Raw genomic sequence first — 13,534 nt, 5'->3', positions numbered from 1 at the left:
ATTTTTGGTTTACTTGGCTTCGCCTCTATCCTACTACTTTGAATTTCTTGAAATGTACTTTTATGATTCTTTTGTTTTTCTTGTAGGTTTACAATGCAGAACTGTTGCAATTAAAAATCCAACTCCAGCAATACCCGTTATGTAAGGTAAAAATCTTTTTTCCTCAACAAAGTAAATATATGAAGTTAAAAATAGTGCCACACTTTCGAATAAATGAATTCCAATAACTAGTAAATGACTGCTTGTTTTTGCAATTTTTTGGTAAACAAAATACAACAAAACCACAACTCCCATAAGTAGGATAATCCAACCAATTAAGTCGTAGTGGTGCTCAATTTTGTCGTAACCTTTTGGAATTAAAATTAGCGCTACAAACAAATGTTGAAGTGCTACTAATTTACTTTTTAATTTGCTATCCATATACAAAATTTCTAAAGTTGCATTACAATCAAATCAGCTGCTGTACTCCGGAATTTTATCAGAAATCAGTCAACTTAAAAGAAATCCAATATGTACAACTCATTTATTATTTAAACGTTATACTTACTTCACCTCTTTCCTACCTCTTTGAATTTCTTCAAATGTACTGCATTTTACGATTTCTTCTTCATCAAAAATCAGCATAGGTAAATGTATGAAATCTACCTCAGATAAATCTTCTTTCAAATAAAATGCAATATCGTCTAGATTATAAAACCACTCTTTATCATATTTTACTTTATGAATCGTAGCGTCTTCCAATAATAACTTTTCTAATAAAGGTTTCATTGTACAGATTATTTAAGTGTAAAAAAAATGATTTAAAAACCATTTAGTACTTCGGTTATTGCCTTTTAAAAGTGACTGAATTGTCATTAGTAAAGGATTTTGGTCTTGTGTTGTTGAAATCAGACGCCAAAATAAAGGTATTGTTATCAACAATTTTCATTAAAAATAGCATCGACATTTTTTCAGAAGTTTTTAAATTGGTAACAATAACATCAAATTTTATAGGTGATGTACTTTCATCAAGTTGGTAAGTCATGCTACCCTTTTCACCATTTAAATCAAATTCTTTTCCTCCAATACGCTCTCCATCTTTAATCATGACTGCATATCCAAACTCATCAAAAATAAAACTTCCTTCTTGATTTTTTTCATCAATTCCTTTCCATTTCCCAACAATATTAAATCCTTTAGTAGTTTCTGATGTAATAAACGAGCTTGTCAAAACAAGTAAAAACAGTAATCCAATACTTTTTTTCATATCTTTAAATTTAATAGTGTAACAAATTTAATAGAGCTTCTTCAAATCTAACTTTAGGTAAATATTGATCTTCCAACGATTTCACAAATGGAATAGCACTTTCCAAACTTCCAACTCGTTTTACAGGAGCATCAAGGTATTCAAAAGCATTCTCCATGATGAACGACGAAATATCACTCGAAACACCACCAAACAAGGTGTCTTCTTGCAAAATAATACATCTTCCCGTTTTCTTAACCGAAGCCAAAATAGCATCCGTATCCATTGGAACCAACGTTCTTAAATCGATTAAATCGGCTTTGATTTCTGGATTTTTCGATAAGGTTTCTAAAGCCCAATGAACTCCCGCTCCAAACGAAATTACAGTAACATCAGTTCCTTCTTTAATAAACGACGCTTTTCCAAACGGAATAGTATAATAATCCTTAGGTACATCTTGATAAACCGAACGGTACAATTGTTTGTGTTCAAAAAACATCACCGGATTTGGATCATTAATTGCAGTATTCAACAATCCTTTTACATCGTAAGGAAACGCTGGATAAACTACTTTCAAACCTGGCGTTTTAGTAAACCAAGCTTCGTTAGTTTGCGAGTGAAATGGTCCAGCTTGTGTACCGCCACCGCAAGGCATTCTTACAACTACGTCGGCTTTTTCGTTCCAACGGTAATGTTGTTTTGCTAATAAATTCACGATTGGGTTGAATCCTGTAGAAACGAAATCGGCAAACTGCATTTCTACAATCGCTTTATGTCCGTTAATAGACAATCCCATTCCGGCAGAAACTACGGCGCTTTCGCAAATAGGTGTATTTCTAACGCGTTCTTTTCCGAACTGCTCAACAAATCCTTCCGTAATTTTGAACGCACCACCATATTCGGCAATGTCTTGTCCCATAATTACCAAATTATCGTGTCGCTCCATCGACTGACGCAACGCATGTGAAATAGCATCCACCACACGGATATTTTCTACTTCATCAGAAGGATTAACTTCTTCAAATTGATACGGTTTGTATACGTCATTTAATTCTTCGCTTAAATCAGCGATAATATCTGGTTCGGCTTGTGTAATTGCCCAATGTTCGTCTATTTCTGCTTTTATTTTGGCTTTAAATTCGGTGTCTAATTCTTCCGAAAGAACGCCTACATTTACCAAATACTCTTTATAATTGGCAATTGGATCTTTAATTGCCCATAGGTCCATCAACTCTTGCGGAACGTATTTTGTGCCACTCGCCTCTTCGTGACCACGCATTCTAAAGGTTTTGAATTCCAATAAAACTGGTCTCGGATTTACGGCTAACGAAGCTTTCAATTCGGCTATTTTGGTATAAACTTCTAAGATGTTATTTCCGTCGATGATGTGGCTTTCCATTCCGTAGCCTGCGCCTTTATCGGCAAGGTTTTCGCAACGGTATTGTTCGTTAGTTGGCGTTGACAATCCGTAACCGTTGTTTTCGATAACGAATAAAACTGGTAAATCCCAAACGGCAGCAATGTTCAACGCTTCGTGAAAATCACCTTCAGACGTTGCGCCTTCTCCGGTAAAAACTGCGGTTACTTTGCCGTTTTGTTTCAATTTGTTTGCCAATGCAATTCCGTCTGCAACTCCTAATTGCGGACCAAGATGCGAAATCATTCCGATGATGTGGAACTCCTGCGTACCAAAGTGAAAACTTCTGTCACGTCCTTTTGTGAATCCGGTTTTCTTGCCTTGCCATTGTGAAAACAAGCGGTGTAGCGGAATGTCACGACCGGTGAAAACACCTAGATTTCGGTGCATTGGTAAGATGTATTCGTCTTGGTCTAAAGCAGCAGTGATTCCTACTGAGATGGCTTCTTGACCAATTCCAGAAAACCATTTGGATACTTTTCCTTGACGCAGAAGAATTAGCATTTTTTCTTCTATAAGTCTTGGTTTTAGTAATCTTTTATATAAATCTAATAATTGAAGATTGGATAATTCTTTTCTATCGAAGTTCATTGCGTTTGATTTTGTGCCTTGCAAAAATATAAAAAAGTGGTTCGTTTTTCCTATTATTTTTGCGGAATTCAATGTAAAATTATTTGTTTGTAATGAATTTATCATTGCTTTGAATAGAATCTCTTTTTTCGTATCCGATTCACGGATTAAAAAGATTTAGCTTTGAGTGTCTATGTGCAAAACTCTGTCTGTCTTTGTGCTATTTTTTTTGCGACAGATTAAAAGATTGAAAAGATTTAACTTTGTGTTTCTTTGTGTAAAACTTTGCGCTTCTTCGTGCTATTTTTTTTGCCACAGATTAAAAAGATTAAAAAGACTTAGCTTTGAGTATCTTTGTGTAAAACTTTGCGCTCCTTTGTGCTATTTTTTTTTGCCACAAATTAAAAAATTGAAAAGATTTAACTTTGTGTTTCTTTGTGTAAAACTTTGTGTGTCTTTGTGCTACTTTTTTTGCCACAAATTAAAAACTCATTGGGGAACTTTGTGTAAAACTTTGCGCTTCTTTGTGCTATTTTTATTTCGCCCAAAATTCAAAGATTCATACAATTCGTGCTTTGCATAATTAAATTGTGCGAAAATAATGACTGATACTGACAGGTTTTGAATGGTTTTGAATGGTTTTGAAGTCCAATCAAGCCTCTTGACGGGTTGACTGCGATTTTATGGGGGTTTTGTTCGTATTTGGTTCGTATTTGGTTCGAAACCATTTGCAAAAAATCATACTTTTATCGAACAAAGTACGAACGAAACCAAAGCAAAACTAGGAAATAGTAATTTCAGTTTCAATTGTTTATAAGAATGGGCTCCAAATTGTTTCAAAATACTATGCTTTTTTTTCCTTTTTTATTTTTAAATTTGATAATAAATGTACTTTTGACTAAAATTTAACCTATGAAAATCTACATCAGAAATATGGCTTGCGAGAGTTGCAAAGTGTTTGTAAAAGATGCTATTGAAAAACTTGATTTACATCCCGTTAAAGTAGTTTTAGGTGAAGCCGAAATTAAAGAAAGTATTGACGAAAAGAAAAAAGAAAAACTCAACTCCATTATAAAAAAAGTAGGTTTGGAGATTGTAGAAAACAAAGGTGGAATTTTGATAGAGCAAGTAAAACAAGCTTGTCACGAATACATTAACAACGAACAAAACATAAAAGTTAATATTTCAGAATATTTGACCAAAAAAATAGACAAAGACTACAATTATATATCTACTATTTTTTCCGATTTAGAAGCTTGTACTATTGTGCATTACATCAATCTGATTAAAGTAGAACGCGCCAAAGAACTCATATTATTTGAAGATTTTAACTTTACCGAAATTGCTGAAAAATTGAATTACAACAACCTATCTGCGTTTTCAACTCAATTCAAAAAAATTACGGGATACAATCCATCGCATTTTAAAAAGTTGAAAGAAAAACGCCGTCTTGCCATTCAAGAATTGACCAAACAAGAGGAATCAAAAAAGTAAAATTAAAAAATTTCAGCAATAAAATTAGAAGTTTTAAATAAACAAATAGTCTAATTTTGTTACTTAATTCTAAACCAATTTGAATGAGTGAAATTGCAATTTTTTATGCCGATGATGATGAAGATGATTTACTGTTCTTTGAAGATGCAGTAGTCAAAATAGCATCTGCTCAGCAACAACCCATAAATTTGCATATTCACCGCAATGGTGATCGCCTATTGGATAACATCAAAAAAAATAAAGTAGAAAAAGGTGTCGTTTTCTTAGACATCAATATGCCAAGAAAATCGGGATTTCAGTTGTTGGAAGAAATTCGAAACACTTCAGAAACAATGAAATATCCAGTTATTATGTACTCTACTAGTTATGATGAAAAGAGTATTCAAATAAGCCATGATTTGGGTGCTAATTACTATGTAGTCAAACCCTATAATTTTCATGATTTAATGCAGATGATTGCCTGTGTTATCAAAACTAACTGGGAAAAACACAAAGTTGATTTAGAAAATTTTATTTACAATAAAGAGTAAATTAATATCTTTACTTACTTAAAGTTGTTGTATGAGTTTTAAAGATATAGTAAACCGTAATCTTGTTAATTTACAAAATTGTGAAGACGAGCCAATTCACATCCCAGGATTGATTCAGCCGCACGGTTTTTTGCTTTCTGTTGATGTTACTAGTTACATGATAATGGTTTGTAGTGAAAATGTGTATCAATATCTTAACTACACACACGAGCAACTGTTAACGCAACCTATTGCCTCTATTTTCGGGTCTTCTTTTTCAGACGAATTGACTCTGTTTACTACTTCAGACAAGGAATCAGTAAAGGTTTTTAACCATTTAATTTTTGATAAATTATATGCTGTAAGCTTACATTTAGAAGATGATCAAATTATAATTGAAGGTGAGCTTTTAGAATCGATGTTTACTAATAGTAATGAATTATACAATTCCTCGAAACAACTGCTAAGCTATATTGAAGGAAGTTTTACTTTAAAAGAACTTGCCCACTCGGTTACCGTTGCCATCAAAAATATTACAAATTATGATCGGGTTATGGTGTACCGATTTGACGAAAAATATAATGGCGAAGTTATTGCCGAAAGTAAAGAAGCGCATTTAGAATCGTATTTGGGATTGCATTATCCACATACCGATATTCCTGCGCAAGCAAGAGAATTATATATAAAAAATCACTTACGCATTATTGGTGATATCAACTATACACCTGTACCGCTTTTTAAAGCTAATGACACTTCATTTGAGACTTTAGATTTAAGCAGGTCTGTATTGCGAAGTGTATCGCCGATTCATATTCAATATCTGCGAAATATGGGCGTTAGGGCAACACTTACAATTTCGTTATTGCACAAAGGAAAACTTTGGGGATTGATAACCTGTCATCATTACAAACCAAAGTATCTAAGTCATGAAATTAGAAATACGGTAAAACTTCACGGACATTTTATTACATCTCAAATTGAGGTTCGATTGCTCAACGAAGAGTACAAAATTGCTCGTAAAGCCAATCAATCGGTTGAAAAATTAACGTCGGAAAAATTAGATTTCGACCGATTCTCTATCGAAAAATTATACCAAAAGAAAGCGACAATTAAACTTTGCAACAGTGCTGGAGCTGCGGCATTGATAGATAATACCGTATATTCTTATGGCAAAACGCCCAACGAAGAAGAAATAAAAAAACTAAGCTTCTTCTTGCATCAATATTGCTCAGATGGACATGTGCACATGCGCTCATTAGCTCGAGTAACTTCTGATTTAGGAAGCATAAGTTCACGATTTCCTGGAATTAACTACTATTCATTGGGTAATGAAACCGATTGTTTATTGTGGTTTAAAGAACCTACCACTACCGACATTCATTGGGCTGGCAATCCACACAAGTCGATCGATATCAATGAAAACGGCTTGTCGCCAAGGTTATCGTTTGCCACCTTTATTGAAAGTGTTAAAGATTCAAGTAGTGCTTGGTTGAAATCAGAAATCAATGCAACTACTAGCTTTTACAACTTTTTCATGCTGCATTTACGATCTATACTACTTACTGAAGAAAAAGAAATACAGCGCAAACTTACCGATATTTTAAGAGATGCAAACGCTGAACTCGAAAACATCAATTGGATTAGTACACACGACTTACAAGAACCGCTTCGAAAAATTAGAATGATGGCTTCCATACTTGTTGGCGATGAAATGAAGACCTTACCCGATGATGTTCAAAACAAGATTTTGAAAATGCAAACTTCGGCTGAACGAATGCAAACTTTAATTACCGATATCTTAAAATACACCAAGACATCGGTCATGAATTCGGATTTTGAACTAACTAATTTAAATACTGTTTTTGACGAAATTAAAACTGAAATAAACGATTCGCTAGAGGAACACAAAGCAACATTACAAATTGGTGACTTGCCAACAATCAACGGCATAGCGTTTTTATTAAAACAATTGTTTTCTAACCTACTATACAATGCGCTAAAATTTAAAAATACACCTATTCCTCTTGTCATTGAAGTAACGGCTTCAATTGTACATCTAGATCAAAATAGCGTCACGAATCCGGGCAAATTTCATCAAATTACAATAAAAGACAACGGAATTGGATTTGACAATCAGTATAATGAAAAAATTTTTAAGATATTTTCAAGATTGAATAATCTTAGTGATTATAGTGGTTCAGGAATTGGATTAGCACTTTGTAAAAAAATAATGACTAAGCACAACGGCATCATCACAGCCGATGGAGCGCCAAACGAAGGAGCTCAATTCTACATGTACTTTCCTGTTTCTTAACGTTTCAGTATTATTTTTCCAACCAAAGTCGAAGCGCTTCAAATGTTTCATGCGCACCTAAAAAAAGTTCAGATTGGTTAATTATTGACTCCAATTGACTCATTTCCTCTTTAAAAGTAATCCACTTTTCAGTCGTCAAATTGCCATACGAATTGTAATACGAAAGTTGATTATCTTGCAAAGTAGGTACTTGTACTTTTAGCATTTTACTAATTATTTGACCACCAAGTGTTGAACCTTCAATAACGTATAACACACCAAGTGCATAAGAAAATGAATTGATTTTATCTGCAAACAAATTGTTATTTGAAAAAGGAGTAAAATGTAAATTGGCTAAATCAGATTCTAGATTAGGACAATGCTTTCTAGTATTCAAATCTGAAATTGAAATGTTTACCAATTCATGAACTCTGTTTTCAATTGGGTAAAAAAAGCCATGTAATTTAGAAAGTAAAACAGCATATTCGTTTACTGTATTGAGATTTTTGAGTTGTGTAATCAGAACTTTTTCGACTGCAGCGTGAACTGCTTTAGTTTCCTCTTTTAATTGTAATAGCAATTTTTTGTTGGTTTAATTTTAATAGCAGCAAATTTACGTTTAAAAATCAAAATCTAAATTGCTGTAAGTACTAAATTTTATATATTCGGTAAAATTTTAACTGATGAATTCAAAAATTAAATCGATACGACCGTTTGTAGGTGCTAAAAACTATACAACTTCAAGAAATTTTTATGCTGATTTAGGTTTTACCGAACATAGTATCAGTGCTACATTATCGTATTTTGAGTATCAAGGTTTTGGTTTTTACCTTCAAGATTATTACCTACAAGATTGGATAGACAATACTATGGTTTTTATGGAAGTTGATTCGGTAGAAAGCTTTTACAGTTACTTACTAGAACTTGATTTAACCGCTAAATATCCAGAATCTAGAATTGTACCGATTCGAACTGAATATTGGGGAAAAGAATGCTTTGTTCACGATCCGTCGGGAATTCTTTGGCACTTTGGAGCGTTTATTTAAAACTGGTACAAATAATTTTATAATTGTATTTTATTGCATTTTTTTGTTAAGTTTGATATGATTAATTATCTTTTGTTGAAAAATAAAGCAATTCTAGCATGGAATTAACCAATAAACAAAACTATCTCTTTAAACTTGTTAATGAAATTCAAGATTATGCAATTATTCTTCTAGATACGTATGGAAACATTCAGAATTGGAATGCTGGTGCGCAACGGATAAAAGGCTATACCGAAGATGAAATTTTAGGCAAAAACTTCCGTCTTTTTTACACCAAAACCGACCAAGAAAATGATCTTCCTACCAAGCTTATCGAAACTGCTAAGCAGCATAAAGTTGCTAATGACGAAGGTTGGCGCGTAAAAAAGAATGGTGAAACGTTTTGGGGAAGTATCTCAATCAATGCCATTCATGATGATACTGGCGAGGTAATTGCATTTGGTAAGATTACCCGAGATTTAAGTTTGCGAAAGCAAGCAGAAGATGCCAACTTGCAACATTTGCAGGAGATGAAACATAAAAACGAAGAGTTGGAGCAATTTACTTACATTGCATCCCACGATTTGCAAGAACCACTTCGATCAATTATCAGTTTTACAAGTTTGATTGAAGACGAATTTACAGGCAATGAAGACACCGAATTGCTTACCTACAATAATTATATAAAAATGGCTGCCAAACGAATGGAAACCTTGGTTCGCGGACTTTTGGATTATTCTCGACTTGGCAAAGAACGAACGCTTGTAGATGTAAACTGCAATTCCCTTTTAGAAGATGTTTTAATCGATATGAACTTGTATATAAAAGAACATAATGCCCAAATCACATTTGATGACTTGCCTACTGTAAAAGCTTACAGTTTAGAATTGAGGCTGTTGTTTCAAAATTTGATTGGAAATGCCATTAAGTTTTCTAAAAAAGAGGAAACTCCAGTATTGCATATTGCAGCGCAAAATGAAGGTGATTCTTGGGTTTTTTCGGTTAAAGACAACGGCATTGGTATTGAGGAAAATCATCTTGAGCAAATATTTGTAATTTTTAAAAGACTGCACAACCGATTGGATTATGAAGGTACCGGAATTGGGCTTTCGCATTGCAAAAAAATTATTCACTTACACGGTGGTAAAATTTGGGTAGAATCGGTTTTTGGACAAGGAAGCACTTTTAAATTTACTTTACCTACACGTTAAAATATGAAGAATAAATTAAACTGCATTTTACTAATTGATGATGATGAAGCGACCAATTACATTAATAAGAAATTAATAGCAAAGGCTGCTATTAGCGAAAAAATTGACGTTGTATTGAACGGAAAAGAAGCCCTAGCCTATTTAACTAATACGGGTAAATATGCTTCGCAAGGTGAAGATTATCCAAAACCAATGCTGATTTTCTTAGACATTAACATGCCTGTTATGGATGGTTGGGAATTTCTGACCGAATACGAACAACTTCCCGAACACCTAAAAGCTAAAATCATTATCATAATGCTTACATCATCACATAATCCGGATGATTTGAAGCGCGCTCAAAATTTAAGTCCTCGTTTAGGATTTAAAAACAAACCACTCAGTATTGCGCTATTAAATGAAATAGTAGCTACTTATTTTCAAGATAATTGATTCTTTCTTTTCAATTATTTTAAAAAATAAATTACAATTTGAAGCTTATATTTGCTTACTATTTTGTATATTAGTACTTTATATACGCCTATGTCAATTACAATTAAAAAAATATGGCATCGCAATGCCTTTAGAATTGGAATTTATTTTACCTACAATAAAGACATCATTGCCAAACTAAAAACACTAAACGCCACATTCAGCTATACGAATACCTGTTGGTATCTTGATTATTCGCCACAATCGTATTCTAAATTGAAAGAAAATTTTGATTCGATTACGATAGAAGCACCTACAGAACAGAATACAAATGCACATTTGGTGACCGGCCTTGGAAGCCGTGACCTTTCACCCATAGCTACTCGTAGCGCACATCAGTTAGATCTTGATTCAAAAGATAAACCTGAACATAAAACCGAAGTAATTCCGTTTGCACAAAAAATGCGTTTGCAATTGTTAGAAAATATTGGAAAATATTGGGTTTTTAAAATGCACTATAATCAGGAAATAAGCAAAAAATTATTACGAATTAAAGGCGTATATTGGAATAGCAACTACAAAGCCTACATGGTTATTCGGAATCCTAAGACAAAGCAAGAGGTTGAAGCCGTTTTGATGACGCAACCTTTTTTTGGAGAGGACTTTGAAACCGACATTAAAAGTTACAAAGGAACTACCGTAAAAATTACTTCGCACCCAGAAGATACTTCTTGGATTGAAGTATATGTTCCAAGAATTGCGGCTGTTCATGAAAAACTAAAGCGATTTTCGTTGGCTAAATACAGTACAGTCAAAGATTGCTATCTGCTTCCTGCCGCGCCAATTGTTTATGACAGTATCGAAACACAATTGTTACCGATGGAAATAAAAGTTGTGAGTACACTTTCTAAAAACTACTTGAACTCTAAAAACCTTCCTAATCGAAAAAACATTGAACTGAGTAAGACTAAAGACACCATTTTGAATAAAATTCCTGCTCGGGGTTTACCTTATTTATCAAGTATGGTTGACCAATTGTTAGCTTTAAATTATAGTAGTTCAACGTTACGCACTTATACAGGAAGTTTCATTCAATTTTTAAAGCATTTTGATTATCAAGATCCAGTGCATCTTTCCCAGAAAGAGATTGTGCACTATTTAGGAAGCTTGATGCAGCGAGGCTTGTCAGCAACAACAGGACATAGCATGGTTAATGCAATTCAGTTTTACTACCAACAAGTTGCCAACAATAAAAATTTTGAACTTAAAATACCAAGACCAAAGAAAGAAAAAAAATTACCATCGGTTTTAACCATGGAAGAATGTTTAAAAATATTTCAAGTTGTAGACAATCCGAAACATAAATTATTGTTGTTGATTGGTTATGGTGCTGGGTTGCGCGTGAGCGAAATAGTCCAATTGAAATGGGTAGATATACTGTTTTTAGAACATAAAATCCACATTCGAAATGCTAAAGGCAAGAAAGACCGCATGGTAATGTTGCCTTTATCAATTGTAAAATCGTTAGAATTGTATAAGCAAATTTACAATGGAAAGCATTATGTTTTTGAAGGACAATTTGCAAGCGAACCTTACAGTACGCGAAGTGTACAACAAGTAATGCGCGAAGCCATTAAGAAAAGTGGATTGGAAAAAAAAGCAACAGTACATACGTTACGACACAGCTTTGCCACTCATTTATTAGAAGGCGGCACAGATATTCGATACATTCAACAATTTTTAGGACATTCGGACATTAAAACTACAACATTGTACACGCATCTTACAACAACAGCAGTTAACAAGATCCAAAGTCCGTTAGATCGATTGGTAGACGAGACAAAAAAATTGAAGAACCCTAAAATTTTAAAAAATGTTACATATATTTGGTGCTATTTACTAGTTGTAAGCAAGTTTACCGCCAAAACTGCAAAAAATCAACCGCAAATGGAAAAATATTTAATTCTAATTATAATCAGTTTAAGTTTCTCTTCTTTCGGACAGAATTGCTCTATGCTGAAAAATGGTAAATACGAAATCCAATATGACGCAAAAGAGAGAAATTCGAGTTTAATTGAAATAAACGGAAATCACTATTATACCGACCAAGACGATGGAATGAAAGACTACGAAATTATAACACTAAGCAATTGTAGTTTCCTATTAAAAAATAATGAAAAGATTGATGAAACTAAACTCACTGAATTTCAAAAGATAATCGCTAAACAAAAACCTTATTTTGAAATTATTAAAGTGGAAGGAAATGTCTATTACTTTGTTTGCAGAATAGATTTACATATTCAATGCGGAACTGGAAAGTTTATTAAAAAAGAAGAATAAAACCAGCTTACAATAGGCGTTTGGCAAGATTGCGAATTTTGTAGTAAATACACGTTAATTTCTCGCAAGAAATTTTATCTTTAGCAAGAAAATAATCAGTTCCGAAGTTCGCAACCTCGCCAAGCGCCGGAACGTTGTGCGTCAGTTTCGCGCGACAGAAAACCGACGGAAAATTGAATAAAAAACAACAATAAATGGAACTTAAATTAAAACATATTCTATCGATTTCTGTAATTCTTGTAATATTGAGTTTTAAAAACTTTTCAAATCCGATTTATATAAATGGACATTTAAAACCCAAAAATGCGGAACTAATAAATGATATTATTGCTTTAAAAATATTTGTAAAAGCAGACGGAAAAATATTGGCGGAAAGTTATACTGACCGAAATGGAAACTTCAAATTGACATTTACTCCTGAAAACGAAAAATCATTTGACTTTTATTGTAGCGGAATCGGAATTGGAACAATTTTATTAAAATCTGTAACGAATTTTGAAGGTGAAAACATCGAAATGAATTTAGATTTCACTGCAAAGTATCAGAAAACATTCTTTGCAAAAGTAAAATGTTTGAAATGCAAAAAAGCCGATAAGGTTTACGAAATAATTTATTCAGATCCACCAATCGTCACAAGAAAAACAAATAAAAATGGTGATACAATTTACAGCAAAATATATAAAAATAAATATAGAGAAGGCGGTATAGTTGAACCTGCAAAATATTATTGTGAAAGAGATGATGTCAAATTTTAATAGATAAAAAACCGAACGCACAACAGCGGTTTGCTAAAATGGCGACTTTTTCTTTAAAAACACGTTCACTTTTCGCAAGAAACATTATATTTGAAAGAAAATAAGCGGTTACGAAGTCGCCACTTCAGCAAGCCGCGGCCCGTTAACTGCCATTTTACCTGACCTCTCGTCCTAAAATAGGTTGACTAAAAATTAAACACTTTTAGTATCCTATGGAAACACCAAAAAAACAACCCTGTCGAAAAAATGAGTATCAAAAAGTAAGCTTTGATCTCAAACTTTCC

At 33.2% G+C, this 13,534-nt stretch carries 13 protein-coding genes; 8 read left to right on the top strand and 5 right to left on the bottom strand.

Going from position 1 to position 13,534, the window contains the following annotated elements; genetic code table 11:
* Window positions 1-60: 60 nt before the first annotated feature.
* From ACZ098_RS11095 to ACZ098_RS11080, 4 genes are all read right to left on the bottom strand, one after another.
* Complete coding sequence (locus tag ACZ098_RS11095) at window positions 61-420, bottom strand: hypothetical protein (RefSeq protein WP_487311815.1); 360 nt, start codon at window positions 418-420, stop codon at window positions 61-63.
* Window positions 421-543: 123 nt separating this feature from the next.
* Window positions 544-768, bottom strand: a complete 225-nt coding sequence (locus ACZ098_RS11090; protein ID WP_487311814.1) for a hypothetical protein — start codon at window positions 766-768, stop codon at window positions 544-546.
* A gap of 55 nt (window positions 769-823) precedes the next feature.
* Window positions 824-1,246, bottom strand: a complete 423-nt coding sequence (locus ACZ098_RS11085; RefSeq protein ID WP_487311813.1) for a hypothetical protein — start codon at window positions 1,244-1,246, stop codon at window positions 824-826.
* Between the two features lie 10 nt (window positions 1,247-1,256).
* Complete coding sequence (locus tag ACZ098_RS11080) at window positions 1,257-3,233, bottom strand: alpha-ketoacid dehydrogenase subunit alpha/beta (protein ID WP_487311812.1); 1,977 nt, start codon at window positions 3,231-3,233, stop codon at window positions 1,257-1,259.
* Between the two features lie 891 nt (window positions 3,234-4,124).
* Between ACZ098_RS11080 and ACZ098_RS11075 the strand changes: the two genes are divergently transcribed.
* The 3 genes from ACZ098_RS11075 (at window position 4,125) to ACZ098_RS11065 (ending at window position 7,529) form a co-directional block, all read left to right on the top strand.
* Window positions 4,125-4,706: a helix-turn-helix domain-containing protein gene (locus ACZ098_RS11075; protein WP_487311811.1), complete on the top strand. Its 582-nt coding sequence runs from the start codon at window positions 4,125-4,127 to the stop codon at window positions 4,704-4,706.
* Between the two features lie 83 nt (window positions 4,707-4,789).
* Window positions 4,790-5,236: a response regulator gene (locus tag ACZ098_RS11070; protein WP_487311810.1), complete on the top strand. Its 447-nt coding sequence runs from the start codon at window positions 4,790-4,792 to the stop codon at window positions 5,234-5,236.
* Window positions 5,237-5,267: 31 nt separating this feature from the next.
* Window positions 5,268-7,529: an ATP-binding protein gene (locus ACZ098_RS11065; RefSeq protein ID WP_487311809.1), complete on the top strand. Its 2,262-nt coding sequence runs from the start codon at window positions 5,268-5,270 to the stop codon at window positions 7,527-7,529.
* A 10-nt stretch (window positions 7,530-7,539) separates the two neighbouring features.
* On the opposite strand, the gene ACZ098_RS11060 is transcribed toward ACZ098_RS11065, so the two are convergent.
* On the bottom strand, window positions 7,540-8,088 hold the full coding sequence (locus ACZ098_RS11060; protein WP_487311808.1) for a biliverdin-producing heme oxygenase: 549 nt from the start codon (window positions 8,086-8,088) through the stop codon (window positions 7,540-7,542).
* 103 nt (window positions 8,089-8,191) lie between these two features.
* Between ACZ098_RS11060 and ACZ098_RS11055 the strand changes: the two genes are divergently transcribed.
* From ACZ098_RS11055 to ACZ098_RS11035, 5 genes are all read left to right on the top strand, one after another.
* Window positions 8,192-8,554 carry a VOC family protein gene (locus tag ACZ098_RS11055; RefSeq protein WP_487311807.1) on the top strand — a complete coding sequence of 121 codons (363 nt, stop codon included), beginning with the start codon at window positions 8,192-8,194 and terminating at the stop codon, window positions 8,552-8,554.
* Window positions 8,555-8,652: 98 nt separating this feature from the next.
* Entirely contained in the window at window positions 8,653-9,744 is a 1,092-nt protein-coding gene (locus ACZ098_RS11050) for a PAS domain-containing sensor histidine kinase (RefSeq protein ID WP_487311806.1), read from the top strand.
* Window positions 9,745-9,747: 3 nt separating this feature from the next.
* A complete protein-coding gene (locus tag ACZ098_RS11045) occupies window positions 9,748-10,176 on the top strand; it encodes a response regulator (RefSeq protein WP_487311805.1) in 429 nt (142 codons plus the stop codon).
* 90 nt (window positions 10,177-10,266) lie between these two features.
* Window positions 10,267-12,495 (top strand): tyrosine-type recombinase/integrase, encoded by a 2,229-nt coding sequence (locus ACZ098_RS11040; RefSeq protein ID WP_487311804.1) that lies wholly within the window; start codon window positions 10,267-10,269, stop codon window positions 12,493-12,495.
* Between the two features lie 194 nt (window positions 12,496-12,689).
* Window positions 12,690-13,250, top strand: a complete 561-nt coding sequence (locus tag ACZ098_RS11035; protein ID WP_487311803.1) for a hypothetical protein — start codon at window positions 12,690-12,692, stop codon at window positions 13,248-13,250.
* The last annotated feature ends 284 nt before the right edge of the window (window positions 13,251-13,534 follow it).

Source organism: Flavobacterium sp. SP2, assembly GCF_057626655.1.
This window is presented reverse-complemented; position numbering and strand designations above follow the sequence as displayed.

Bases quoted from the DNA above. Each gene is read 5' to 3' on its own strand.
- ACZ098_RS11080 (WP_487311812.1), bottom strand. From the start codon at position 3,233: ATGAACTTCGATAGAAAAGAATTATCCAATCTTCAATTATTAGATTTA.
- ACZ098_RS11065 (WP_487311809.1), top strand. From the start codon at position 5,268: ATGAGTTTTAAAGATATAGTAAACCGTAATCTTGTTAATTTACAAAAT.
- ACZ098_RS11050 (WP_487311806.1), top strand. From the start codon at position 8,653: ATGGAATTAACCAATAAACAAAACTATCTCTTTAAACTTGTTAATGAA.
- ACZ098_RS11075 (WP_487311811.1), top strand. From the start codon at position 4,125: ATGAAAATCTACATCAGAAATATGGCTTGCGAGAGTTGCAAAGTGTTT.
- ACZ098_RS11095 (WP_487311815.1), bottom strand. From the start codon at position 420: ATGGATAGCAAATTAAAAAGTAAATTAGTAGCACTTCAACATTTGTTT.
- ACZ098_RS11055 (WP_487311807.1), top strand. From the start codon at position 8,192: ATGAATTCAAAAATTAAATCGATACGACCGTTTGTAGGTGCTAAAAAC.
- ACZ098_RS11035 (WP_487311803.1), top strand. From the start codon at position 12,690: ATGGAACTTAAATTAAAACATATTCTATCGATTTCTGTAATTCTTGTA.
- ACZ098_RS11040 (WP_487311804.1), top strand. From the start codon at position 10,267: ATGTCAATTACAATTAAAAAAATATGGCATCGCAATGCCTTTAGAATT.
- ACZ098_RS11085 (WP_487311813.1), bottom strand. From the start codon at position 1,246: ATGAAAAAAAGTATTGGATTACTGTTTTTACTTGTTTTGACAAGCTCG.
- ACZ098_RS11070 (WP_487311810.1), top strand. From the start codon at position 4,790: ATGAGTGAAATTGCAATTTTTTATGCCGATGATGATGAAGATGATTTA.
- ACZ098_RS11090 (WP_487311814.1), bottom strand. From the start codon at position 768: ATGAAACCTTTATTAGAAAAGTTATTATTGGAAGACGCTACGATTCAT.
- ACZ098_RS11045 (WP_487311805.1), top strand. From the start codon at position 9,748: ATGAAGAATAAATTAAACTGCATTTTACTAATTGATGATGATGAAGCG.